The 24277-nt window shown below is 69.4% G+C and carries 21 protein-coding genes; 16 read left to right on the top strand and 5 right to left on the bottom strand.

The window, feature by feature from the left end:
* Nucleotides 1-21 precede the first annotated feature (21 nt).
* Nucleotides 22-1110 (top strand): ABC transporter substrate-binding protein, encoded by a 1089-nt coding sequence (locus K8O92_06165; protein ID UAK33533.1) that lies wholly within the window; start codon nt 22-24, stop codon nt 1108-1110.
* Here the strand turns inward: K8O92_06165 and K8O92_06160 are convergent, their stop codons facing one another.
* Nucleotides 1111-2148 carry an XdhC family protein gene (locus tag K8O92_06160; GenBank protein ID UAK33532.1) on the bottom strand — a complete coding sequence of 346 codons (1038 nt, stop codon included), beginning with the start codon at nt 2146-2148 and terminating at the stop codon, nt 1111-1113. It lies immediately after the preceding gene.
* Nucleotides 2149-2161: 13 nt separating this feature from the next.
* The gene (locus tag K8O92_06155) at nt 2162-2758 is read right to left on the bottom strand and encodes a nucleotidyltransferase family protein (protein ID UAK33531.1); all 597 of its coding nucleotides are present in this window, start codon (nt 2756-2758) and stop codon (nt 2162-2164) included.
* Nucleotides 2759-2894: 136 nt separating this feature from the next.
* Between K8O92_06155 and uraD the strand changes: the two genes are divergently transcribed.
* From uraD to K8O92_06085, 14 genes are all read left to right on the top strand, one after another.
* Nucleotides 2895-3398 carry a 2-oxo-4-hydroxy-4-carboxy-5-ureidoimidazoline decarboxylase gene (uraD, locus tag K8O92_06150; protein UAK33530.1) on the top strand — a complete coding sequence of 168 codons (504 nt, stop codon included), beginning with the start codon at nt 2895-2897 and terminating at the stop codon, nt 3396-3398.
* Nucleotides 3395-3712, top strand: a complete 318-nt coding sequence (gene uraH, locus K8O92_06145; protein UAK33529.1) for a hydroxyisourate hydrolase — start codon at nt 3395-3397, stop codon at nt 3710-3712. The genes uraD and uraH overlap by 4 nt, the downstream gene beginning before the upstream one ends.
* Nucleotides 3713-3719: 7 nt before the next feature.
* Nucleotides 3720-4625, top strand: coding sequence for a urate oxidase (gene pucL / locus K8O92_06140; protein ID UAK33528.1), 906 nt, complete (start codon nt 3720-3722; stop codon nt 4623-4625).
* Entirely contained in the window at nt 4613-5974 is a 1362-nt protein-coding gene (locus tag K8O92_06135; protein UAK33527.1) for an 8-oxoguanine deaminase, read from the top strand. The genes pucL and K8O92_06135 overlap by 13 nt, the downstream gene beginning before the upstream one ends.
* Before the next feature lie 267 nt (nt 5975-6241).
* Nucleotides 6242-7084: an FAD binding domain-containing protein gene (locus tag K8O92_06130; protein UAK33526.1), complete on the top strand. Its 843-nt coding sequence runs from the start codon at nt 6242-6244 to the stop codon at nt 7082-7084.
* Nucleotides 7084-9891: a molybdopterin-dependent oxidoreductase gene (locus tag K8O92_06125; GenBank protein UAK35474.1), complete on the top strand. Its 2808-nt coding sequence runs from the start codon at nt 7084-7086 to the stop codon at nt 9889-9891. Before K8O92_06130 ends, K8O92_06125 begins: the two co-directional genes overlap by 1 nt.
* A gap of 35 nt (nt 9892-9926) precedes the next feature.
* Nucleotides 9927-11102 (top strand): aldolase, encoded by a 1176-nt coding sequence (locus tag K8O92_06120; GenBank protein ID UAK35475.1) that lies wholly within the window; start codon nt 9927-9929, stop codon nt 11100-11102.
* A gap of 44 nt (nt 11103-11146) precedes the next feature.
* Complete coding sequence (alc, locus tag K8O92_06115) at nt 11147-12124, top strand: allantoicase (protein UAK35473.1); 978 nt, start codon at nt 11147-11149, stop codon at nt 12122-12124.
* A gap of 154 nt (nt 12125-12278) precedes the next feature.
* Nucleotides 12279-13196 carry an allantoinase PuuE gene (gene puuE, locus K8O92_06110; GenBank protein ID UAK33525.1) on the top strand — a complete coding sequence of 306 codons (918 nt, stop codon included), beginning with the start codon at nt 12279-12281 and terminating at the stop codon, nt 13194-13196.
* Between the two features lie 385 nt (nt 13197-13581).
* The gene (gene aceA / locus K8O92_06105) at nt 13582-14871 is read left to right on the top strand and encodes an isocitrate lyase (GenBank protein ID UAK33524.1); all 1290 of its coding nucleotides are present in this window, start codon (nt 13582-13584) and stop codon (nt 14869-14871) included.
* 216 nt (nt 14872-15087) lie between these two features.
* The gene (locus tag K8O92_06100; protein ID UAK33523.1) at nt 15088-15957 is read left to right on the top strand and encodes a 3-hydroxybutyryl-CoA dehydrogenase; all 870 of its coding nucleotides are present in this window, start codon (nt 15088-15090) and stop codon (nt 15955-15957) included.
* A 225-nt stretch (nt 15958-16182) separates the two neighbouring features.
* Nucleotides 16183-18489, top strand: coding sequence for a 5-methyltetrahydropteroyltriglutamate--homocysteine S-methyltransferase (gene metE, locus K8O92_06095; protein UAK33522.1), 2307 nt, complete (start codon nt 16183-16185; stop codon nt 18487-18489).
* Between the two features lie 106 nt (nt 18490-18595).
* Complete coding sequence (locus tag K8O92_06090) at nt 18596-19018, top strand: VOC family protein (protein UAK33521.1); 423 nt, start codon at nt 18596-18598, stop codon at nt 19016-19018.
* Complete coding sequence (locus K8O92_06085; protein UAK33520.1) at nt 19018-19602, top strand: TetR/AcrR family transcriptional regulator; 585 nt, start codon at nt 19018-19020, stop codon at nt 19600-19602. The genes K8O92_06090 and K8O92_06085 overlap by 1 nt, the downstream gene beginning before the upstream one ends.
* On the opposite strand, the gene K8O92_06080 is transcribed toward K8O92_06085, so the two are convergent.
* On the bottom strand, nt 19574-20908 hold the full coding sequence (locus K8O92_06080) for a tetratricopeptide repeat protein (GenBank protein ID UAK33519.1): 1335 nt from the start codon (nt 20906-20908) through the stop codon (nt 19574-19576). The two genes, K8O92_06085 and K8O92_06080, sit on opposite strands and share 29 nt — an antisense overlap.
* 139 nt (nt 20909-21047) lie before the next feature.
* Nucleotides 21048-21614 (bottom strand): TetR/AcrR family transcriptional regulator, encoded by a 567-nt coding sequence (locus K8O92_06075; protein UAK33518.1) that lies wholly within the window; start codon nt 21612-21614, stop codon nt 21048-21050.
* Between the two features lie 119 nt (nt 21615-21733).
* On the opposite strand from K8O92_06075, the gene K8O92_06070 reads away from it, so the two are divergent.
* Nucleotides 21734-23026: a hypothetical protein gene (locus K8O92_06070; GenBank protein UAK33517.1), complete on the top strand. Its 1293-nt coding sequence runs from the start codon at nt 21734-21736 to the stop codon at nt 23024-23026.
* A 13-nt stretch (nt 23027-23039) separates the two neighbouring features.
* Here the strand turns inward: K8O92_06070 and K8O92_06065 are convergent, their stop codons facing one another.
* Entirely contained in the window at nt 23040-24179 is a 1140-nt protein-coding gene (locus tag K8O92_06065) for an AI-2E family transporter (protein UAK35472.1), read from the bottom strand.
* Nucleotides 24180-24277 lie beyond the last annotated feature (98 nt).

The following is a 24277-nucleotide window of genomic DNA, read 5'->3' as shown; positions in this document are numbered from 1 at the left end:
CCTTCCCCTTAGATTCGGCCCATGACACCCGTGCAACGCTCCACGTTCGGGCACCTGAACCGACGCTCGTTTCTCCGTTACTCCGCGCTCGCCGGGGCCGCGCTCGGCGGTGCGGGGGCGCTGGCCGCCTGCGGCGGGAATGCCGGCGACGCGCCGGGCGGCTCCACTCCGGACGGATCGAAACACGGCCGCGTCGCGGTGCAGCTGTCCTGGCTGAAGAACATCGAATTCGCGGGTGAATACTTCGCCGACGCCAGAGGCTATTTCACCGAAGCCGGTTTCGGCTCGGTCGAGCTGATCGCGGGTGGCGCGGCCAGCACTTCGGTGGAGGCCGGGTTGGACACCGGGAAAGTGTGGCTGGGCCTGTCCGCGCCGCAGACCACCGCACCGGCGATCCTGGAGGGACTGCCCGCGAAGATCGTCGCCACCACCTATCAGAAGAATCCGTTCGCGATCGTCTCCTCCGCGGCGAAGCCGATCAAGTCGCCCGAGGACATGAAGGGCCGCAAGATCGGTGTGCAGGACACCAACCAGCTGATCTTCAACGCGTTGCTGACCGCCAACGGGTTGAAGCCCGGTGACGTCACCGTGGTGCCCGCGCAATTCGATCCCACCCCACTGGCCAACGGCGAGGTCGACGGCTGGGTCAGCTATGTGACGAACGAGCCGATCACATTGGCGGCGAAGGGCTTCCAGAACACGCATTTCCTGTTCGCCGACTTCGATCTGCCGCTGGTCGCCGAGACCCTCACGGTCGCGCAGTCCACCATCGACAACGAGCGCGACAAGCTGAAGGCGTTCCTGGTCGCCGAGATCAAGGGCTGGAAGGACGCGGTGGCCGACCCGGCCGAATCGGCCCGGCTCGCCGTCGAGGTCTATGGCAAGGATCAAAAGCTGGATCTGGCCGAGCAGACGAAACAGGCCATCGCGCAGAACGATCTGGTGGTCTCACCGGACACGGTCGCCAACGGCCTGCTCACCATGACCGACGCGTTGATCGAACAGAATATCGCCGCGCTGCGCACCGCGAAGATAGATATCAAGGCCGAGCAGCTGTTCGACCTGTCGGTGCTGCGCGAGGTGTATGCCGAGAATCCCGGGCTGAAGTGATCAGATACCGAGCCCGACCGCGGTTTTCGGCGTGACCGGGATTTCGCCGCTGTAGGGATCGACCGCGCGCACCGGTTGCGCGGCGCGGGCGGCCAGCAGCTCGGCCGCGATCGCGACCGCCACCTCCGGCGCGGTGCGCGCGCCGATGTCCATGCCCGCGGGCGAGTGCAGACGCGCGAGCGTCTCGGCACTGAAACCGCAGGCCTGGAGGTCCTCCATGCGCCGGATGTGGACCTGTCGTGATCCCATCGCCCCGAGATAACCGAGCTCGGGTAGTCGCAGCGCCACGGTGAGCAGCGGAATCTCGAAGGTGGGATCGTGCGAGAGCACGACTATGGCTGTGCTGCTGTCGATCTCACCCGCGGCGGAGAGGGTGTTGAGGTAGCGGTGCGGCCAGTCGACCACGACCTCGGCGCCGGGGAACGACTCCGGGGTAGCGAAATTGGGGCGCGAATCGCAGATCGTCACCCGGTAGCCGAGCAATTCGGCCTGCACGGTCAGCGCGGCGGCGAAGGAATTCGCGCCGAAGACGATCAGCCGCGGCGGCGGGGCGAACGAGGCGACGAACACGTCCGAATCCGGTAGCGCGACCAGTTCGGTGGCGTGCTTCTTGTCGGTGATCAGGTGCTGGCCGATCAGGTCGGCATCGGAGTTCCACACCACCGTGAACACGGTGACCCTGCGGTGTGCCGCGATCTCCGCGGCGACATCCGGGAACTCCGGGAAGTGTCTTCGGGAGAACGGTTCGGTGAAGACGTCCAGCATCCCCTCGCCGTTCGCGCCCGCCTCGAGGCCGGTGGCAACGCCGAAGCGGTGCATCGCGCGACGGCCGGTCCGCGCTGCCTGGAGCACCGCCTCGTAGGCGATCTCCTCCAGCCCGCCCGCGGCGACCGAACCGTAGACACCCCCCTCCGGGTCGACCAGCATTGCCGAGCCCACCGGCAACGGGGCGGCGCCCACGGTGCGCACGACGGTGCCGAGTCCGCCGGTCCGGCCCGAGTGCCACACCCGCAACAGGTCGTCGACGATGTCCCGCATCAGCTAGCTCCGATCACCGTGCGGTCGTGGCCGGGAAGTCACGATCGACGCCCGTCGCCAAATCGTCGCACGTGACGCACACCATATCGTTTCTCCCGGTCAAATAGGTGCGGGCTCCGGAATCTCCGGCGGCGGACCCAGAAATCGCATTCCAGTGCTTGTGGGCGATAACAACAGGGTGGCCGGGTGTGTTGTGGAACACAGCGCGTGCCAAGCCGCTCGGGGCGGTGAGCGCGGCGGCGAGCACCCGCGCGATCACGTCGGCCCCGACGTCGGGGGTGTCCACCGGCATGATCGCGGCATAGCGCGCGGGGGTGGCCGCCGCGGCGATCAGCCCCGCACGCAGTGACGCGCTGAGGCCGGTAGCCCAATCGGCGGCCCACACGTGCCGCACGCCCGGCGGAAGATCGACGATCCGCGGCGTCGGTCCGGTCGCACCGAGCACCACGATCACCGGATCGCAGCCCCCGTCGCGTAACGCGGCGACCGTCGCTCGCAGCCACGCGCCGTCCTCGGCGAGCACCTTGGGTTTTCCGTAGCGGGTTCCGGCGCCCGCGGCGAGCACAACGCCCGCGCAGGGTGCCACGGCGGGACGATCGGAGTCGGCCATGGATAAACGGTAATACCGCGCGGTTTGCCCCGCACGATGTGAAAACGGTGCTCAGGCGGCTTCCCGGGGCGACACGCCGAAAGGGTTCCGTCCCGTTCCGGTGGCGGCTCGCCGGGTCGTATTCGATGCTGGTCCGATGACGGATCAGCGACCCGGGATCGCGGCCTTCGACGCGCTGTCCGACGACGCGGCCTATCAGGCGATCTTCGGCTGCTGCTCGTCCCCGGGTCTGGCGCGGTCGCTGGTCGCAGGCCGTCCGTACCGGAGCGTCGAGGCGCTGCTCGACGCGGCGGACGCGGCGTTGACGCGACTGCCGGAGTCCGAACTCGACCTGGCGCTCGCGGGGCACCCGCGCATCGGCGATCGGCCGCACAGCGCGGTTTCGGCGCGGGAACAGGCCGGTGTGGCGGGAGCCGCCGAGGACGTACGCGCGGCGCTCGCCGAAGGCAACCGCGCCTACGAGGAACGGTTCGGGCACATCTACCTGGTGTGCGCGAGCGGAAAGTCGGCCGAGGAGTTGCTCGCGCTGCTCAACGCCCGGCTACGCAATGACCCCGAAACCGAAAGGCGCTTCGTGCGAACAGAACTGGGAAAGATCAACCGTATCCGGCTGCACGCGATGCTGGCGGATCGGCCGTGAGCACGCTGAGTACCCACGTGCTGGACGCGGTGCGCGGCGCGCCCGCCATGGGCGTCACAGTGACGTTGTATCGAGGTGAACGGCAGATCGATTCGGGCGAAACGGACATCGACGGGCGGATCGGAGCGTTCGGCGAAACGATCGAGCCGGGAACCTATCGGCTGGTGTTCGACACCGGCGCATACTTCGCGGGCCGGGAGGTCGAGACCTTCTATCCCGAGGTGACAGTGGCGTTCGCCGTCACCGAGGAGCGGCACTATCACGTTCCGTTGCTGTTGTCGCCCTTCGCCTTTTCCACCTATCGAGGAAGCTGAGCCGAGCATGGAACTGACCGGGCCGATCGTGCTGACCGACCACCGCTACGGCAAGGCGGAGAACCGGATCGTCCGTATCCGCCGGGACGGCGCACGGCACGAGATCCGCGATGTGAACGTCTCCACAGTGCTGCGCGGCGACTTCGCCGACGCGTACGTCACCGGCGACCAGGCGAAGGTCCTGCCCACCGACTCGCAGAAGCAGACCGCCTACGCCTTCGCCAAACAGCCGGGCCTGCGGAGAATCGAGGACTACGCGCTGGCGCTGGCCGATCATTTCGTCGCCGACATCGAACCGGTGCGCAGCGCGCGCGTCGAGGTCGACGAATATGCCTGGCGGCGCGTGCCGGTGGGCGGCGTGGAGCACGACCACACCTGGGTGCGCGGCGGTCCCGAAGTGCGCACCGCGGCGGTCACCGTGGTGGGCAGCGGCGCCGACCGGCAGGCGTGGGTCGTCGGCGGGGTGAAGGATCTGACCATTTTGAAGTCGACCGGCTCGCAGTTCACGGACTTCCTGACCGACGACTTCACCGTGCTCGCGCCGACGGACGATCGGATGCTGGCCACCACGCTGGTCGCCGAGTGGCGGTTCGCGCACAGTGCGGGCATCGACTGGGACGAGGTCTACACCGGTGTGCGGGCGCGGCTGGTGGAGACCTTCGCGACGTTGCACTCGAAGGCGCTGCAACAGACACTGTTCGAGATGGGCAAGTCCGCGCTGTCGGCGTACCCGGTGCTGGCCGAGATCCGGCTCGCGGCGCCGAACAAACATCACTTCGACTACGACCTGGCCCGCTTCGGCATGGAGAATCGCGGCGAGGTCTACCACGCCGACGACCGTCCCTACGGGCTGATCCACGCCACCGTGGCGCGTGCCGACGCGCCGGAAGCCGGTCCCGCGTGGACCAGGTGACCGTCGTCGCGGACTGCGCCGTCGCGACCGTCGACGCGCACGGGACCGAGTATCGGCGCGGCTACGTCGTCGTGCGCGGAAATCGGATCGACGCGGTCGGCGAAGGCGACGCACCGGCACTCGGCGAGGGTGCGCGGCTTGTGGACGGGCGCGGCTGCCTGCTCACTCCCGGGCTGGTGAACACCCACCATCACCTCTACCAATGGATCACCCGCGGCCTGGCCACCGATCACACGCTGTTCGAATGGCTCAGCACGCTCTACCCGGTGTGGGCGGGTATCGATGAGGACGGGGTGCGAGTGGCGGCGACGGGTGCGCTCGCCGCGCTCGCGCGCACCGGATGCACCACCACCACCGATCACCACTACGTGTTCCCGCGCGACGGCGGTGATCCGCTCGCGGCCGAGATCACCGCGGCGGCCGAGGTCGGGTTGCGGTTCCACCCCTGCCGCGGCTCGATGGACCTCGGGGTCAGCGCGGGCGGGTTGCCGCCCGATCATCTGGTGGAGCGCTTGGACGACATCCTCGCCGCGAGCGCGGAGGCCATCGCCCGGTGGCACGACCCGTCGTTCGACTCCATGCTGCGGATCGCGCTGGCGCCGTGCTCGCCGTTCTCGGTCACCCCGGACCTGCTGCGCGAGTCGGCGGCGCTGGCCCGCGCCACCGGGGTCCGGCTGCACACCCACCTCGCCGAGACCGTCGACGAACACGACTACTGCGTGGCGACCTTCGGTTGCACGCCCGCGCGGTACATGGAGCGGCTCGGCTGGTTCGGCCCGGATGTCTGGTACGCGCACGCCGTCCACCTGGACGACGACGCGATCGGCGCCATGGCCGAATCCGGGACCGGCGTGGCGCATTGCCCGACCTCGAACGCGCGGCTCGGCGCGGGCGTCGCCCGCATCGCCGACCTGGTGCGCGCGGGCGTCTCGGTGGGGCTCGGCGTCGACGGCGCGGCGAGCAACGAGTCCGGTTCGATGATCGAGGAGCCACGGCACGCGTTGCTGTGGGCGCGCAACCGGGGCGGACCGCGCGCGATGAGCGCGCGCACCGCGCTGGAACTGGCCACCATCGGCGGGTCGCGAGTACTGGGCCGGGACGCCGAGATCGGGTCGATCGAGGTGGGCAAGCTGGCGGATCTGGCGCTGTGGCGGGTGGACACGGCCGCGCACGCCGGGATCGCGGACCCGGTCACCGCCCTGGTGCTCGGCTCGGCCCCGCCGCTGGCGGCGCTGCTGGTCGACGGACGCGAGGTGGTGCGCGACGGCGAGGTCCGGACGGTCGATATGGATGTGGTCGCCACGCAGGTGGCGCGAGCGCAGGCGGCGTTGATCGCGAAGGCCGGGTGAACCGGCCTCCGCGGGAGATCTCCATCGAATCTGCGGGCGGGGCGTCGTGCCTGGTCAGCCCGGACGCGCGATACTGAAGCAGTGTCGGCTCGCACGGCCTGCGTGCGGTGGGCGGGAGCTGTGGTGTCGCGGAGGGAGCGCTCGGCCGCGGCGGCGGGCGGTCGTCGTGCGGCGAGGTAACTGCCGCGCAACCTGACGTGCGTCGCGCGCAATATGGCGGCAACCGACTGGCTCTACGGTGACGGAGAGGCCGGAACGAGGTGAGACGTGGACCTGGACACGATCCGCGAGGTGGTGATCGCCCGGGAACGGGAAGACCTGGCGCTGCTCGGCGCGTCGACCGCAGTGCTCGCCGGAGGGACCTTCCTGTTCTCCGAACCCCAGGATCAGCTGGTGCGCCTGGTCGACATCACCGGCCTGGGGTGGCCCGCGCTCCAGGCCGTGGACGACGGACTGGAGATCGCCGCGACCTGCACCCTGGCCGAGTTCGCCGCAGCCGCGCCGGGGCGTGAGCTGGGGATGCCGGTGTTGCACAATGCCTGGCCGGGGACCGCGCTGTTCGCTCCGTCCTGCCGGGCGCTGCTGGCCTCGCACAAGATCTGGCGCACCGCCACCGTCGGGGGCAACGTCTGCCTCGCGCTGCCCGCGGGCGCGGTGCTCGGGGCGCTCGTCGCGCTCGACGGGATGGCGACGGTGTGGGGGGCGGATCGGGTCGACAGGCGTATTCCGTTGCGGGAGTTCGTGATCGGTCCGGGACGCACGGCGCTGCGGCGCGGTGAGGTGCTGCGCTCGATTCTCCTGCCGCGCGCGAGTCTGCTGGCACACACCAGTTTCCGGAAGATCGCGCTCGCTCCGCTCGGCCGGTCCGGTGCCGTCGTGATGGGACGCCGGGAACGGGACGGCCGCAGCGCGGTCACCATCACGGCCGCCACGACCAAGCCGGTCGTCCTGGACTTCGCCGCACCGCCGAGCGAGCGCGAGATCCACGACGCCCTCGGCACGATCGGCCCCGAACTCTGGTTCGACGACCCGCACGGGTCGCCGGAGTGGCGCAGGCACGTCGCGGGGCTGCTCGCCCGCGAGGTCGCCGAGGAACTGCGGGGGCCGTGATGCGGTTGGAGGTGGACGGCAGGCCAGTCGAGATCGAGGCGCTACCGGGGCAGTGCCTGCGTACGGTGCTGCGGGACAGCGGCAACCTGGCGGTGAAGAAGGGATGTGACTCGGGCGATTGCGGGGCCTGCTCGGTGCTGGTCGACGGATCGACGGTGCACTCCTGCGTCTTTCCCGCCTACCGGGCCGCCGGACGTTCCGTCACCACCGCCGCCGGGCTCGGGACCCCCGAGCGCCCGCACCCCGTGCAGCGGCGATTCATCGACAACGCCGCATTCCAATGCGGGTTCTGCACCGCGGGCATGGTGGTCACGGCCGCGGGACTGGGGTGTGGGGCCGATGAGCGCGCCGAGCGGTCAGGGGACGAACTCGCCGAACTGATGAAGGGAAACCTCTGCCGCTGCACGGGTTACCGTGCTATCCGCGCCGCCCTGGGTGAGCCGCTCACCCCGGACGACCCCGCCGCCGTCGCCCCCGATCCCACCGCGACGACCACCGTGGGCGCGGGTGCGGGAGTCGGCGCCCCGGCCGGACCCCGCATCGTCTGCGGCGGCGAGCCGTTCACCCTGGACCTCCCATCGGCCGCCGTTCTCGCTGCCGACCACCCCCGATCGGGCGATGCCGCCACCACACCGCCGACCGCCCCGCTGCATATCGCGGTGCTGACGAGTCCGCATCCCCATGCGCGAATCCGCTCGATCGACACCGCCGCGGCCGAGGCCCTGCCGGGCGTGCACGCGGTGCTCACCCATGCCGACGCGCCGGACCTGCCGTTCTCCACCGCGCGGCACGAGCTGCGCACCGACGACCCCGACGACACCTATGTGCTCGACCGGACCGTCCGATTCGTGGGGCAGCGGGTGGCCGCGGTAGTGGCCGACAGCGTCGCGCTCGCCCGTGCGGGGTGCCGGCTGCTGGTCGTCGACTACGAGGTCCTGCCCGCGGTGTTCGACCCCCGGGAGGCGCTGGGCGCGGACGCTCCGAAACTGCACGTCGACAAGCCGGATTCGGCCCGCATCGCCGATCCGGGCCGCAACCTGGTCGCCGAACTGCACGGTGAGGTGGGCGACGTCGAGGCAGGCTTGGCCGCCGCGGCTCACGTCGTGCGGGGCGTATGGCATTCGCCGCGCGGGCAGCACGTGCACTTGGAGACGCACGGCGGGGTCGGATGGCTGGATGACGCCGGGCGGCTGGTCATCCGGTGCAGCACCCAGGTTCCGTTCCTCGTCCGCGACGAACTGTGCCGCCTGTTCGGTCTGCCGCCGACGCGGGTGCGGGTGTTCGCGGCCAGGGTCGGCGGCGGGTTCGGCGCGAAACAGGAAATGCTGGCCGAGGACCTGATCGCGCTGGCCGTGCTGCGCACCGGCAGGCCGGTGCAGTACGAGTTCACGCGTTCGGACGAGTTCACCTCCGCGACGTGCCGGCACCCGATGCGGGTCGCGGTGACGGCGGGGGCCGACGCGCAGGGCGTGCTGACCGCCTTGGCCGTCGACGTGCTCGCCGACACCGGCGCCTACGGCAACCACAGCGGCGGGGTGATGTATCACGGCGTCGGCGAGTCGGTGGAGCTGTACCGCTGCGCCAACAAGCGGGTGGACGCACAGGCGGTGTACACCAACAACGTTCCTTCCGGAGCGTTCCGCGGGTACGGGCTCGGGCAGGTGATCTTCGCGGTGGAGTCGGCCTTGGACGAACTCGCGCACGCGCTGGGCATGGACCCGTTCGAATTGCGCCGCCGCAACGTCGTGGCGCCCGGCGACCGGTTCGTCGGCGCGGCGGTGAACGAAAGCGACCTCGAGTTCGGCAGCTACGGCCTCGACCAGTGTCTCGACCTCGCCGAACGGGCGCTGCTGCGCGGCAACGACGTGCACGCGCCTGGCCCGCAGTGGCGAGTGGGCACCGGCATGGCCGCCGCGATGATCGCGACCATCCCGCCGCGCGGGCACCGGTCGGCGGCTACGGCGTCGCTGCTACCCGACGGACGCTACGAGATCCGAGTCGGCACCGCAGAGTTCGGCAACGGCACCACCACCGTGCACGCCCAGCTCGCGGCCACCGCGCTGGACACCGAGGTCGCTCGCATCGTGGTCCGGCACGCCGACACCGATCTGGTCGGCTTCGACACCGGCGCGTTCGGGTCCACCGGCATCGTGGTCGCCGGCAAAGCCGTGTACGCGGCGGCGTGCGCACTGCGGGGACTGCTCCTGGCCAGAGCGGCCGAACTGTCGGGTGTTCCGGAGGGCGACTGCGTGCTGACCTCCGGCGGCGTGCACTGCGGTGACCGGCTGCTCGACGCGCGGGAGCTGCTGACCGGCGGCGACCTCACCGCCCACGCCGAGCACGGGGGCAGCCCGAGGTCGGTGAGCTTCAACGTGCACGCCTTCCGCGTGGCCGTGCACCCCGCCACCGGCTCGGTGCGCATCCTCCAGTCGATCCAGGCCGCCGACGCGGGCACGGTGCTCAATCCGGTGCAGTGCCGCGGGCAGGTGGAGGGAGGTGCGGCGCAGGCCATCGGCACGGCGCTGTACGAGGACATGCGCAGTGCGCGCGGGGTGGTGGGTGCGCGAACCCTGCGGCACTACCATGTGCCACAGTTCGCCGACGTGCCGCGCACGGAGGTGTACTTCGCCGACACGGCCGACGCGCTCGGCCCGTTGGGCGCCAAGTCGATGAGCGAGTCGCCGTACAACCCGGTGGCGCCCGCGCTGGCCAACGCGATTCGCGACGCGGTCGGCGTGCGGCTGGACCGGTTGCCGATGACCGCGGACCGGATCTGGGCCGCGCTGCGCGAGAAGGGGTCACGATGAAGGTGCCGGAAAATGTTCGCGCGCGGATAGAGTCGATGCTCGACGGGGCCGACGCCGAGCTGCGCCGCCGATATCCCGGATCGAACGGGCGGCAGCAACCGATCCACACGGTGTACGTCCCCGCCGACCGGATCGCCGAGGAGACGCCGAGGGAATGGGGCGCGACCGCGGTAGAACTGCTCGACCGCCACCACGACCTGCTGGCCACGCTCGATGAGACGGGTTCGCTGCCCGACGTGCGCAAACGGCTGGAAGTGGACCCGGTCCAGGATCTGCGCATCGACTTCGAGGACGGCTACGGCCTGCGCCCCGACGCCGAGGAGGATCGCGCGGCCGCGGCGGCGGGCGCCGCGCTCGCGGCCTGGGCGCGGCGTTCGGACGCACCGGGCCGCAGTGGCATCCGGATGAAGGGTTTGGCCGGCGGTGAGCGTCGTCGCGCGCTGCGCACACTCGACCTCGTGTTGGAGGGCGCGGGCGCGGTACCAGAGGGTTTTGTCTTCACGGTGCCGAAAATTCGCGCTGTGCAGCAAGTCACGGCTCTGGTGCAGTTGTGCGTCGGGCTGGAGCGTGCGTACGGCATCACCGAAGGCAGCCTGCGCTTCGAGCTGCAGATCGAGAGTCCGCAGGCGATCATCGCCGCGGACGGCACCGCGCCGGTGGCCTCGATGCTCAGTGTTTCCGAGGGACGTTGCAGCGCGTTGCATTTCGGCACCTACGACTACACCGCCGCCTGTGGCGTCGCCGCGCCGGACCAAGCGCTCGACCACCCGGCCGCCGATTACGCGAAGGCGGTCATGCAGGTGGCCGCCGCGCAGACCGGGGTGTGGGTGTGCGACGGCTCCACTCAGGTCGTGCCCGACGGCGACCCGGAAGCCGCGTTGCGCAACCATCACCGCCTGGTCGCGCGAGCGTTGCGACGCGGGTACTACCAGGGCTGGGACATGCACCCGGGTCACCTGGTCACGCGCTGGCTGGCCACCTACGACTTCTTCCGCGGGGCCATCGACGTGGCGGTTCCGCGCCTGCGGGACTACCTGGCGCGGCGCGGAGGCGACGTCGTCGACGAGCCCGCCACCGCGGAAGCGCTGGCCGCCACCGTACTGCGCGGCATCCAATGCGGCGCCCGTCCGGACGCGGGGGCTCCGGAACTGACCGAGGCGGTGTTGCGCGCCTTGGCGGCACGCGCGCCGCTGCCGACGGAGACGCCGTGACCGGCCATCCGAACGGGACGGTCCCTACCGACACGGGAGAAGCGATGGGCGACCGGGGCGACGACGAGGAGTTCACGCTACTGCCGGATCTGGCCGCCCGGCCGATCGGCGGCTCGGTGATCTGGGCGAGCGACGAATTCTTCGCGGAGAAGGAGAATCTGATAAACCCTGGCCCGCCTCGGTTCCAACCGTCCACCTTCGGGCACAAGGGGCAGATCTACGACGGTTGGGAGACCCGCAGACACCGAGGGCGCCCCGGCGACGACTCCGCGATCGTGCGACTCGGCGTGCCCGGCGTGATCCGCGGGATCGTCGTGGACACCGCGTGGTTCACGGGCAACTACCCGCCCGCCGTCTCGGTTTCGGCGTTGGAGATCGAGGACTACCCATCCGCGGAATCCATCGCGGCGCGTGACGATTGGGTGATGCTGGTCGATCGCTCCCCGGTGGCGGGCGACAGCCGCAACCTGTTCTCCGTCGAGAACGAGAAGCGCTGGACGCACGTGAAACTCACCATGCATCCCGACGGCGGCGTGGCCAGGCTGCGGGTGCACGGCGAGGGGAGGCCCGATCCGCGACTACTCGGACTGGGCCCACTGGATCTGGCCGCGCTGGAGAACGGCGCGCTGGTGCTGGACTGCTCCAACCGCTTCTACAGCTCGCCGAACCAGTTGCTGTATCCCGGCCGGGCCCGGACCATGGGGGAGGGCTGGGAGACAGCGCGGCGCAGAGACGACGGCAACGACTGGGTGCGCATCCGCCTGGCCGGTCCGGGACTGATCCGGCTCGCCGAACTCGACACCTCCTACTTCCTGGGCAACAGCCCGGGCGCGGCCCGGCTCACCGGTCGCACCAACGACGGCACCGAGCTGGAGTTGTTGCCGCGCACCGCGCTGCAACCCGATACCAGGCACCGGTTCCCGATCGCACCGATGGCCGCGTCGGTGGAGCAGGTCCGTCTGGATATCTACCCGGACGGCGGGCTGGCGCGGCTGCGGCTGTACGGCGAACTCGGCGCGTGAGGATGCGCGGCGAGCGGAAGTCGATACCGCGCACCGCTCCTGCGGGAGCGGAGCGTCGACCAGGTGCGGTCGTGAGGAGCCAAGCTCCAGGGCGGGCAGCCGAGCGGCGACGGGGCGTGGTCGTGAGCGGTCGGGCCGGAGGGGGCAGTGCAGCGTGACGGCGGGCGATGCACGGGATTTCGTCGGCTACGGCCCGAATCCGCCGGACCCGAAATGGCCGGGGAAGGCGCGGATCGCCGTTCAGTTCGTACTCAACTACGAAGAGGGCGGCGAGAACAACGTCCTCGACGGTGATGACCACTCCGAAACGTTCCTGTCGGAAATGACGCCCGCGGAGGCGTTTCCGAACCGTCATATGAGCATGGAGTCGCTCTACGAGTACGGTTCACGCGCCGGGCTGTGGCGGGTACTGCGCGTCTTCGAGCGACGCGGCCTGCCGTTGACGATCTTCGCGGTCGCTCGCGCCATGCAACGCAACCCGGAGGCGGTGGCGGCCTTCCGGCAACTCGGCCACGAGATCGCCTGCCACGGTCTGCGCTGGAAGTCCTACCAGCTCACCGACCGCGACACCGAACGGGCGCACATGGCCGAGGCGGTGCGCATCCTCACCGAGTTGACCGGCGCCGCGCCGCTGGGCTGGTACACCGGTCGCGATTCCCCGCACACCAGGGAGTTGGTCGTCGAGCACGGAGGTTTCGTCTACGACTCGGATTCCTACGCCGACGACCTGCCCTATTGGGTGCGCGTGCACGGCCGCGACCACTTGGTGGTGCCCTACACCCTGGACACCAACGACATGCGTTTCGCCTCACCCGCCGGTTTCCCGACCGGCGACCAGTTCTTCGCACACGTCCGCGATGCCTTCGACGTGCTCTACCGCGAAGGGGCGGAGGGCAGCCCGAAAATGCTCTCGATCGGCCTGCATTGCCGCCTCATCGGCCGCCCCGCCCGCACCGCCGCCCTGGAACGCCTGCTCGACCACGTGCAGTCCTACGACCAGGTATGGATCACCCGACGCCTCGACATAGCCGAACACTGGCGCGCGGTGCATCCGGTGAATGCCTCGTCGTGAGCTGGAACGGTCGGATCCTGGACGTGGCGCCGGCCACAGCGGGCTTGTGAAGGTGCTCACAGTCGGGCCGCGCACGGCTCTCCGGGCGGGGGCCGCTCGCCGGTCGCTAACAGTACAAGCGTTACGCTAAAACCCCACGTCAGAGCTACCCGCCAGTAGATCGCACCTTTGCAATTCGGGGGCAAATTTTGCAGGGTTAGCAAAGCGGCTTGGAAAGCTAGCTTAGATTCACATGAACAACAGGTAGACGGCCATTTCTTCGTGTGCCATCGTGTGGAAGTACACCCCACGGGCCTAGCAAGCCTGCAAATTGCCGCTTCAGCAGTACGAGCTGCCTCGTAGCTCGACCGGGCGGCATGGACCGAACGAAGAAGTGGAGTCACAGATGTCGACCACCGGCACCCCGAGGACCGCCGCGGAAATCCAGAAGGATTGGGACACCAACCCCCGCTGGAAGGGCGTCACCCGTAACTACACCGCGGAGCAGGTGTCGAAGCTCCAGGGCACCGTCGTCGAGGAGCACACCCTCGCCCGCCGCGGCTCGGAGATCCTGTGGGATCTCGTCAACAACGAGGACTACATCAACTCCCTCGGCGCCCTCACCGGCAACCAGGCGGTCCAGCAGGTCCGCGCCGGCCTGAAGGCCATCTACCTGTCGGGTTGGCAGGTCGCCGGTGACGCGAACCTGTCCGGCCACACCTACCCCGACCAGTCGCTGTACCCGGCCAACTCGGTTCCGTCCGTGGTCCGCCGCATCAACAACGCGCTGCTGCGCGCCGACGAGATCGCCAAGGTCGAGGGCGACACCGCCGTCTCCAACTGGCTGGCCCCGATCGTCGCCGACGCCGAGGCCGGCTTCGGTGGCGCGCTGAACGCCTACGAGCTGCAGAAGGCCATGATCGCCGCCGGCGCCGCCGGCGTGCACTGGGAGGACCAGCTCGCTTCCGAGAAGAAGTGCGGCCACCTGGGCGGCAAGGTGCTGATCCCGACCCAGCAGCACATCCGCACCCTGACCTCCGCGCGTCTGGCCGCCGACGTCGCCGACGTGCCGTCGGTGATCATCGCCCGCACCGACGCCGAGGCCGCCACTCTGATCACCTCGGACGTGGACGAGCGCGACCGGGAGTTCCTGGACGGCACCCGCACCCCCGAGGGCTTCTTCGGTGTGAAGAACGGCATCGAGCCCTGCATCGCGCGTGCCAAGGCCTATGCCCCCTACGCCGACCTCATCTGGATGGAGACCGGCGTGCCGGACCTCGAGGTCGCGCGCAAGTTCGCCGAGGCCGTCCGTGGCGAGTTCCCGGACCAGCTGCTGGCCTACAACTGCTCGCCGTCCTTCAACTGGAAGGCCCACCTGGACGACGCGACCATCGCGAAGTTCCAGCGTGAACTCGGCGCGATGGGCTTCAAGTTCCAGTTCATCACCCTGGCCGGCTTCCACTCGCTCAACTACGGCATGTTCGACCTGGCCTACGGCTACGCCCGCGAGGGCATGACCGCCTTCGTCGACCTGCAGGAGCGCGAGTTCAAGGCCGCCGCCGAGCGTGGCTTCACCGCCATCAAGCACCAGCGTGAGGTCGGCGCCGGCTACTTCGACACCATCGCCACCACCGTGGACCCGAACACCTCCACGGCGGCGTTGAAGGGCTCCACCGAAGAAGGCCAGTTCCACTGAGCTGAATCACATCAGGTGCTCGCAAAGGGAAGTGAGGTTCCCGACGTGAAAACCGACATTCCTCTACTCCGGTAGGGGTGTACTGCCCTCCCCGCTGAACAGCCCCGGCGGGGAGGGCATCCCTATACCTTGGACCATCGAAGGGCGCGCTCACACCGGAGCGACACCTTCGCAGACCAGCCACCCCAGAGCCAGACAACCCAGCAGGAGCGGGACGTGAGCAGCGAAAAGATCCAACGCGTCGGTGTTATCGGCGCCGGCCAGATGGGCGCCGGAATCGCGGAGGTGTGTGCCAGGGCGCATATCGACGTGCTGGTGTTCGAGCAGACCCGGGAACTGGCCGCTGCGGGCCGCGCCCGCATCCTGCGGTCCCTCGATCGCGGTGTGAGCAGCGGGAAGATCACCGAGCGCGAACGCGAACAGGCCGCGTGGCGTCTGCGATTCACCTCCGATCTCGGCGACTTCGCCGACCGCCAGCTGGTGGTCGAGGCGGTGCTAGAGGACGAGAAGGTGAAGACGAGCATCTTCGCCGAGCTCGACAAGGTCGTCACCGACCCCTCGGCCGTGCTGGCCTCCAACACCTCCTCCATCCCGATCATGAAGATCGCGGTCGCCACGGCGAACCCTGAGCGCGTGGTCGGCATGCACTTCTTCAACCCCGTCCCGGTGCTGCCGCTGGTCGAGCTGGTCACCACGCTCAAGACCAGCGAGTCGGTCTCCGTGCGGGCCGAGGCCTTCGCCGGAGACGTGCTCGGCAAGCAGGTCGTCCGGTCGGCGGACCGCTCCGGCTTCGTGGTCAACGCGCTGCTGGTGCCGTACCTGCTGTCGGCGATCCGCATGGTCGAGTCCGGCTTCGCCACCAAAGAGGACGTCGACAAGGCGATGGTGCTCGGCTGTGCCCACCCGATGGGCCCGCTGGCGCTGACCGACCTGGTCGGCCTGGACACGGTGAAGTCCATCGCCGATTCGATGTACGCCGAGTTCAAGGAGCCCCTGTACTCCGCGCCGCCGCTGCTCATGCGCATGGTCGAGGCGGGCCTGCTCGGCAAGAAGACCGGAGCGGGCTTCTACCAGTACCGGGCTTGATTCGCGGCGCCTGCGGCGCCGCGTGTTCGCGGCCCCTGGGAGTCTCGCGTCCGAGTGCCCGCCGCTCGCGCCCGCGGCGCATGCGCGACGGACACTCGGACGGTCGGCATAAGCTGCACAACAGCCGGGCCATGTCGACGGTGCGGCTGGGTATCCAGAGCGCAGCCGGATCGACCCGTCGATCTCGGCGGGCCGCGCAGGTGATCGAAAGAAGGTAATCCGCTCATGGTGAACGTGACCGACGGCTACGGGTCGAGCATTCTCGGCTATCCCAGGATCGGACCGCACCGCGAGCTCAAGCGGGCGCTGGAGGCCTACTGGCACGGTTCGCTCGATCGCGAGGAACTGCTGGCGGTCGGTCGGGAGATCCAGGAGACCCAGTTCAACGAGCTGGCGGCCACCGGCCTGACCCAGGTGCCCGGCAACACCTTCTCGTTCTACGACCACGTGCTGGACAACGCGCTGCTGTTCGGCGCGGTGCCCAGGCGGTTCGAGCCCTACCGCGAGGGCATGCACCCGCTGGACTTCTACTTCCTGATGGCCCGCGGCCGTCCGGACCTGCCGCCGCTCGAGCTGGTCCGTTTCTTCGGCACGAACTACCACTACCGCCAGCCGGAAGTGGACGCCGAGACCGAGTTCTCGCTGCATCCCGAGGCTTTGCTCGACGAGTTCGACCGCGCGAAGGCCGTCGACATCGAGCTGCGGCCGGTCGTCCTCGGCCCCGTGTCGTTGCTGCTGCTGTCCAAGGCCGGGCACATCCCCGGCGAGTCGGGCGGATTCGACACCATCAGCCTGCTGGACAAGCTGCTGCCGGTCTACGAGGAACTGTTCGAGATCCTCGCCAAGCGCGGCGCCACCTGCGTGCAGCTGGACGAGCCCGCGTTCACCAGTGAGCGCACGCCCGCCGAACTGGCCGCGTTCGAGGCCGTCTATCAGCGGCTGGCGAAGGCGCCGCTGCGCCCGCGCATGCTGGTCACCGGCCAGTACGGCGATTTCGGTGAGGCGCTGACCATTCTCGCGAGCACCAACGTCGAGGCGATCGGCCTCGACCTCGCCAGCTACCGGATGCGGCCGGAGGATCTGGCCGAGATTCCCGGCATCCGGCGCAAGCGCCTGTACGCGGGTGTGATCAGCGGCCGCAACGTGTGGCGCGCCGACCGCTACGTCACGCTGGAATACCTCAACGAATTGGCCAAGGTGTGCCCGGACCTGGTCGTCTCCACCGGCACCACGCTGCTGCACGTGCCCTACGACCTGCTGATCGAGTACGACATCGAGGGGCACGTCGCCGACCGGCTCGCCTTCGCCAAACAGAAGGTGGGCGAGGTGGTCTCGCTGGCCAAGGCGCTCACCGAGGGCCCATCGGACAAGTGGCGCAAGCGCCCGACCGAGGTGCACTTCAAGCAGAAGCACGCGGTGCGGCAGCGGGTGTACGCGGTCACCCCGGACATGCGCTCGCGTGAACCCTACGAGGTCCGCAGGGAAGCCCAGCAGCGCAAGCTGAATCTGCCTCCGGTGCCGACGACCACGCTCGGGTCCTTCCCGCAGACCGCCCGGATCCGTCAGGCGCGCTACGAACTCGGTGAGGGCCGGTTGTCCTACGAGGAGTACCGCAAGCGGATCGAGGCCGAGATCGAGTCGACGATCCGGCTGCAAGAGGACATCGGCCTGGACGTGCTGGTGCACGGCGAGCATGAGCGCAACGACATGATCCAGTACTTCGCCGAGTTGCTCGACGGCTTCGCGACCACGCACTTCGGCTGGGTGCAGGTGTACGGATCCCGCTGCGTGCGGCCGCCGATCATCTACGGCGACGTGTCGCGCCCGGCGCCGATGTCGGTGGAGTGGATCAGCTACGCGCAGTCGCTCACCGACAAGCCGGTCAAGGGCATGGTCACCGGGCCGGTCACCATGATCGCCCGCTCTTTCGTCCGGCAGGACCAGCCGCTGCACGAGACCGCCGATCAAGTGGCGCTGGCCATTCGCGACGAGGTGGTGGACCTGGAGAAGGCGGGCATATCGATCATCCAGGTCGACGAGCCCGCGATCCGCGAGATGCTGCCGTTGCGGCCGGAGGGCCGCGCGGAGTACCTGCGCTGGGCGATCGGCGCGTTTCGGCTGGCCACCTCCGGGGTGCGGGCCGAGACTCAGATCCACACGCACATCGGCTATTCCGGCCGTGCCGAGGTGGTCGAGGCGATCGATGAACTCGACGCCGACGTCACCGCCATCGTGGCCACGCGCTCCATCGAGTGGGTGCTGCGGGCGCTGAAGGAGGACTGCGCCTCCGGGCACGGCCTGAGCCACGGCGTCGGGCCCGGCGTGTACGAGAGCCGTTCCGCGCGCATCCCGGACATCGACGAGCTGGACGAATTGCTCACCGCGGCGGCCGAAGCCGTGACACCGCAACGGTTGTGGGCCAATCCGGACGGTGGCCTGAAGACCCGGCACTACTGGCAGCTCGAACCGTCGCTGCGCAACATGGTCGCCGCGGCTCGGCGCGTCCGCAGGCGCGCGGCGGCCGCCGAGTGAGATAGGCGCGACAGCGCATCGAGGGCCGCCTTCGTTCGACCGAACGGGGCGGCCCTCGGTCTGTCCGGGATCTATTTCGGTACAGTACGTACTGTAATATTCGAGTATGGAGACCGACAACGACTGGCCGGACTCGCTGCGCGTCGCGCAGGTCCGGATCGCTCGCCCCACCGACCGGCTCGACGAGGTGGTGCGGTTCTATGTCGAAGGGCTCGGCCTGCGCGAGCTCTACCGCTTCCGGAACCACGCGGGATATGACGGGGTGATGCTCGGATTGCCCGGGGCCGCATACCATCTGGAATTCACCACGCACGCGGACGGCAGCCCCGGCGATGCGCCGAGCGCGGAGAACCTGCTGGTGCTCTACTTCGAGGGCGAGTCGCAGATGTACGACGCGGCGCAGCGGCTCGGCGAGTTCGGCGTGGAACCGGTGCGGGCGGAGAATCCGTTCTGGGCCGCCAACGGCGGCTTGACCTTTCCCGATCCGGACGGCTGGCGGGTCATCCTGATGCCGCGGCCGGTCTTCTGATGGCGGGACGAACTCGCGACGACCGCATCGACGCAGCGGTGCTCGAGGCCGCGCGTGAGCTGCTCGACGAGGTCGGATACGCCGACCTGTCCATCGGCCGGGTCGCCGCCAGGGCGGGCCTGCACCGTCCCGCCATCTACCGCAGATGGCCGTCCAAGCGGCACTTGGTGGTGGATGTCGTCGCCGACCTGCTCGGCCTGCGACCGACCCCGGACACCGGCGACCTGCGCGCCGACCTGGTTGGCGCGATGCGCGATCTGGTCGCGGCCTTGCGCGACACCTCGCTGCACCGTGTGCTGCCCGCGCTGGTCGCCGATCTGGCGGGTGACGAGCAGTTGCGCGCCCACTTCCTGGCCACCGTCTTCGAACCCCGCAGGCGGACCACGGCGACGGCGCTGCGCTCGGCGATCGCGCGCGGCGACGTGGACCCCGGCATCGATCTGGATTTCGTCCTGGACTCGGTCGCCGCGCCGATCTACTACCGGGCGCTGTTCGGCCACCTGCCGCTGTCGGACGAACTCGCCGAACAGTCGGTCGCGGCGGTGGTGAGCGCGATCACTCGCCGACGGCGGACAGCGCGCTGAGCGTCGCGAGCACCTCGGTGGCGGCGTTGGCGACCGAGCCGGCTCCGGCCATGGCCAGCGCGGCCGATGTGGCGGCGCGGACGTGCGGCAACAGCGCCAAGCAGGCAGCGGCGGCGTCCCGGTCGGCCGGGGTCGTCTCGGCGTCGTCCTCGACGGCGGATTGCCATGCGGCGGTGACGATCACCTCGTGCAGCCAGTTGAGCAGCTCCAAGCGCAGCGGTTGCGGCTCGTGCACCCAGGCGCGGGCATAGGTCACGTCCGTGCGCTCGTGCAGCAGGGCGCCGAGCACGACTTCGGCTGCGGGAGCGGTGACCGAGTAGATCGAACCCTGATGCAGGACAGCGGAGTACAGGAATACGACGCCGCGGGTCTGGTCTTCTACGGCGGCGCCGATCAGGTCGGCGAGCATGGCGGGCGCGTCGAGGGCTGCTCCGTGGGCGTGTGACAGCCCCGCCCAGTCCGTCTCGCGCAGCACCGTCGCGGCGCGCTCGTGGTAGATGGGGGCGAGCGCGGCGGCGGTCCGGGTCCGGGCTTCGGCATCCGTCGAATCGAGCGCTCGCTGGAAGGCTGCCAGCGCCACGTCCGGTTCGCCGAGCCGCTCGCTGAACACCCCGACGTCGAAGCTGGCCCGCGCGGCGACCGCGGGATCGTCCGATTCGGCCATGGACCGGCTGACCTCCCTGGCCCCGGCCAGATCTCCGGCCTCGCCGAGATGCTGGACCAGATCGCCCGCGGCGACGAGCGCCTGATCCTCGGGCCAGCCGTCGATGACGCCGCGATAGGCGGCTTTCACGCCGTCCAGATCGTCTTCGGCGCGAAGGAGGTAGGCGAGATTGGACAGGGCGAGCCGGGCGATATCACCGGGGCCCGCGTCGATCGCGTGCTGGTAGGCGGTGCGCGCCGCGTCCGAGTCCCCGCGCTTGGCTCGCGAGTAGCCGAGATTGATCCAGGCCCGGGGCGCGGCGTCGGGATGCCCTGACTCGGCGGCACGCTCGTACATCGCCTCGGCCGCCGCGGTGTCGCCGCGCTCGGCCAGCAGCAGTCCGAGGTTGTAGGCGGCGCGTGGCGCCGCGTCCTCGTGACCGGAATCGACCGCGACGTGGTAGGCGCCTTCCGCGGCCGGCTTGTCACCCACCGCGCTGAGCAGCCCACCCAGCTCCGCGGCGGCCAGTGGCGCCCAGTTCGGATGACCGGAGGCGATCGCGATCTGGAACGCCTCGCGCGCGGCCGCCACGTCGTTGCGCCTGCGGTGCATCTTGCCGAGGTCGAAGGCCAGGTCCGGCGGCCGCTTCAGCATTGTTCCCATCCAGCCTCGGCACCGAGTGGTGCTAATCGTTTCCGAAGAGTTGTACATCGGCGCGCGATCCATGGCTACCCACAGCGTGGGATAGGCCGTGCGCCCCGGTTCTCGGAAGGCTCATACCCGCACCCGGGTGCTGGAGGGCTCAGTCGGCGCCGATCTCGCCCGCGAGTGTGCGCAACCCTGCGATCAGGTCATCGGGCGAGGGCGCGTGTTCGGGATCGACCAGCCATTGGGCCATGAGACCGCCGATCAGCGCGTGCAACACAGCGCCTACGGCGCGGTCGGCTTCGGCGCCGCGCGTCGGGCCGAAGAGTTGCCAGATCGACTCGCGTGCGCGTTCCTGCGCGACCGCCAACTCCGCGCGCACCTGGGGGGAGTGCAGCGCTTGTGCCATGCCTTCGATATTCGCCGACCAGAGCGGCCGGTCCGCGGTGAACGACGCGATGAGTTCCCGCCAGAACGCTTCCAGGCGCGCCGCCGGAGTATCCGAGTCGTCCCGCGGCAGCGCCGCGGCGATCCGCTGCACCGCTTCGGCGCTCGATTCGATCATCGCCTGGTTGAGCAGCTTGTCGCGGGTGCCGAAGTGATAGTTGATCGCCGCCAGGTTGCTGCCGGAGGCGGCGACGATCTCGCGCACGGTGGTTCGCGCGTAACCGCGCTCGGCCAGGCACCGCTTGGCCGCGGCGAGAAGGTCTTCCCGGGTTCCCACTCCTGCACCTTAGCAGCGCGCCATACAGGCGTTTAACACACATGTTTCAAACAAACGTATGTGACAGACGTTTGAAACGCTTGTATGTTCAGGTGGTCACTCCCACGAGAAAGAACGAGATGATGACTGCTCAGCGCGTCCTGTCCTCCTTCGAGGCCGGCTACTTCGGCTCCGGCACCAGAATCGGCAGCATCCCGGTCGGCGGCATGCCGCTGTTCATCGGTTCGACCGTGCAGGGCGCGCTCGACGTGCCCACACTGCGCGAAGTGCTCGCCGAACTGGCGGCCGCACACCCCCTGCTGCGCAGCAAGCAGCTCGTGGACGACCACGGCGCGAAATACTTCCGGCGCGACGATTCCTACCTGCCCCGTTTGGCGATCACCGAGGGCGGCGAACCCGAGTACCTGGACCTGGTGAACACGCCGCAGGACTGGAACGACGGGCTGTTCCACGCGCATCTGTTCCGCGCGGGTGACCGCGATCGGATCGTTTTGATCCTCCATCACGGAATCGCCGATGGCAGATCGGCTTTCGCGTTGCTGGCGGAACTGTGGGAGCGCTACACCGCGCAGGTGACGGGCGCCTTCGCGCCGCGACCGGAATCCGATCAGCGCCTGCCCGAAGCGATGGACATCCGCTTGGCCCGGATCGTCTCCGACGAGCAGGTCGCCCAGCTGCTCGACCTGATGCGCGCGGGCGCCGCGATGATGAGCCCGGATCTCGCGCCGCGCTACCTGCCGGAACTCGGCGTCGGCGCGCCGGGCCGGTTGACCCTCGACCGTATCGAGCTGGATCACAGCGAAACCGCCGCCGTGGTCGCGGCCGCTCGCTCGCACGGTCTTACGGTGAACAGCCTGATCGGCGGGGCGGCGTTCGCCGCGTTCCGGGCCCAGTTGGCGCCATCGACGGGAGCGCTGCCGATGGTGTGCGGCCACGCGGCGGACGTCCGCGCGGATCTGGCGCCGCCGCTGCCTGCGAGCACCGTGCTCAACTGCGTGTCCGGGGTCGGCACGTTCGCGCTGGTCGAAGCCGAAGCGGACCCGGTCGCACTGGCGCACGTGGTAGCGGCGGGAATGCGGGCTTCGGCCGAACGCGGGGAAGCGCTGGGCATGATGCTCGCCGCACAGCGTGTCACCGATCCGGCCACGGCCGCGATGTTCGCGGCGCAGAACACCTTCACCATCTCGAATATCGGTCGGCTGCCCGCGCATTCCACGCCGCCGGGTGTGCGGATCATCCGCGACGACGTCTTCGCCATGGCGGCGGGCATGCCGCCCAAACTGACCGTCTTCACGGTCGACGGCAGGATGACCATTCAGGTGGAGTACGACACCGCGCGGCACAGCGGTGCCCAGCTCGGCGAGGTACGCCAGGCGCTGATCGGGGCGTTGACCTCCGTTCGCGCCGGCTGACCCCGCGCCGGGTTCAGCGCGGAGGCGGGTTGTGGCGGCCCGCCAGACGAAGGGTCAACTGCCTGGCCAACTTTCGCCGTCGTTTGCGCGGGGCCGTGCGGTCGAGGTCGGCTTCCACGTCGGCCGGGACGTCGTAGCGGCGGATGTAGGCGCCGGAGAACGCCTGCACCGTCGCGGTGACCGGAATGGCGAGCAGTGCGCCGGTCGCGCCGAGCATCGCCGCGCCCGCCAGCACCGCCCCGAAAGCGACGGCCGGATGCATGTCCAAGGTGGTCGCGGTGACGCGCGGTTGCAGCACATAGTTCTCGAATTGCTGGTAGAGCACGATGAAGCCGAGAATCCACAGCGCGGTGCTCGGGCCGTGCACCAGCCCCACGATGACCGGCAGCGCACCGGCGAGATAGGTGCCGACCGTGGGGATGAACTGGGAGACCACGCCGACCCACAGCGCGAGGGCGAACGCGGATGGCACGTCCAGCACGCGCAGCACCACGTAGTGCGCGAGCGTGGAGAAGAGTGCGAGCAGAGCTCGCGAATAGATGTAGCCGCCGGTCTTCTCCACCGCGATATCCCAGGCGCGCAACACATGCCGCTGACGCCGCGGCGGCAGCAGCGAGCAGACGGCAGTGCGGATGCGCGGACCGTCGGCGGCGAAATAGTAGGTGAACAGCAGGATGCCGAGGCCCTGGAAGAGCGCGCCGAGCGCGGCGGTGCCGATGCCCCACACGTCACCCGCCAGTCCGGTGAGGTAACCCTCCAGGGTGGAACTCCAGTCGGTGGCGTACTTCTGGATGTCGGTGCTGGACACATCCGTCTTGAAGGTGTTGTTGATCCACTCCACGCCCCGGTCCGCGTATTCGGGGGCGTTCTCGACCAGAGTGGTGACCTGCTCGACCAGCAGCGCGCCGAGGGTCCAGAGGAAGGCGACGACGAGGGCCGTCATCACCAGGAACACCAATCCGGTCGCCGGTCCACGCCGCATGCCGCGCCGCGCCAGCCAGTTCACCGCGGGCTCGATCGCGAAGGCGAGGAATAGCGAGACGAGCAGAACCGTCAGCAGACCCTGCAGGCGCTCCAGCACCCAGAAGGCCGCCAGCAGTCCGGTGATCGTCGCCGCCGCCAGCAGGAATGCTCGCGGCACCCACGGCGGCATGCCGCGGCCTCCACCGTTGTCGGGTGGTGGCGTCTCGTCTTCGTCCTCCACAGACACAAGGTCAAGGTACCCACGCCGCGTTCGGTTAGCGGCCGGAC

This window comes from Nocardia asteroides, from assembly GCA_019930625.1.
Taxonomy (GTDB): Bacteria; Actinomycetota; Actinomycetes; order Mycobacteriales; family Mycobacteriaceae; genus Nocardia; species Nocardia sputi.
The sequence above is the reverse complement of the archived record's forward strand: the minus strand, read 5'-3'. Positions and strand labels throughout refer to the sequence as shown.

What these genes read in the sequence shown, in the direction of transcription:
- K8O92_06165 (UAK33533.1), top strand. Translation starts at nt 22, where the DNA reads ATGACACCCGTGCAACGCTCCACGTTCGGGCACCTGAACCGACGCTCG.
- K8O92_06160 (UAK33532.1), bottom strand. Translation starts at nt 2,148, where the DNA reads ATGCGGGACATCGTCGACGACCTGTTGCGGGTGTGGCACTCGGGCCGG.
- K8O92_06155 (UAK33531.1), bottom strand. Translation starts at nt 2,758, where the DNA reads ATGGCCGACTCCGATCGTCCCGCCGTGGCACCCTGCGCGGGCGTTGTG.
- uraD (UAK33530.1), top strand. Translation starts at nt 2,895, where the DNA reads ATGACGGATCAGCGACCCGGGATCGCGGCCTTCGACGCGCTGTCCGAC.
- pucL (UAK33528.1), top strand. Translation starts at nt 3,720, where the DNA reads ATGGAACTGACCGGGCCGATCGTGCTGACCGACCACCGCTACGGCAAG.
- K8O92_06125 (UAK35474.1), top strand. Translation starts at nt 7,084, where the DNA reads ATGCGGTTGGAGGTGGACGGCAGGCCAGTCGAGATCGAGGCGCTACCG.
- K8O92_06120 (UAK35475.1), top strand. Translation starts at nt 9,927, where the DNA reads ATGCTCGACGGGGCCGACGCCGAGCTGCGCCGCCGATATCCCGGATCG.
- alc (UAK35473.1), top strand. Translation starts at nt 11,147, where the DNA reads ATGGGCGACCGGGGCGACGACGAGGAGTTCACGCTACTGCCGGATCTG.
- aceA (UAK33524.1), top strand. Translation starts at nt 13,582, where the DNA reads ATGTCGACCACCGGCACCCCGAGGACCGCCGCGGAAATCCAGAAGGAT.
- metE (UAK33522.1), top strand. Translation starts at nt 16,183, where the DNA reads ATGGTGAACGTGACCGACGGCTACGGGTCGAGCATTCTCGGCTATCCC.
- K8O92_06090 (UAK33521.1), top strand. Translation starts at nt 18,596, where the DNA reads ATGGAGACCGACAACGACTGGCCGGACTCGCTGCGCGTCGCGCAGGTC.
- K8O92_06085 (UAK33520.1), top strand. Translation starts at nt 19,018, where the DNA reads ATGGCGGGACGAACTCGCGACGACCGCATCGACGCAGCGGTGCTCGAG.
- K8O92_06080 (UAK33519.1), bottom strand. Translation starts at nt 20,908, where the DNA reads ATGGGAACAATGCTGAAGCGGCCGCCGGACCTGGCCTTCGACCTCGGC.
- K8O92_06070 (UAK33517.1), top strand. Translation starts at nt 21,734, where the DNA reads ATGATGACTGCTCAGCGCGTCCTGTCCTCCTTCGAGGCCGGCTACTTC.
- K8O92_06065 (UAK35472.1), bottom strand. Translation starts at nt 24,179, where the DNA reads ATGCCGCCGTGGGTGCCGCGAGCATTCCTGCTGGCGGCGGCGACGATC.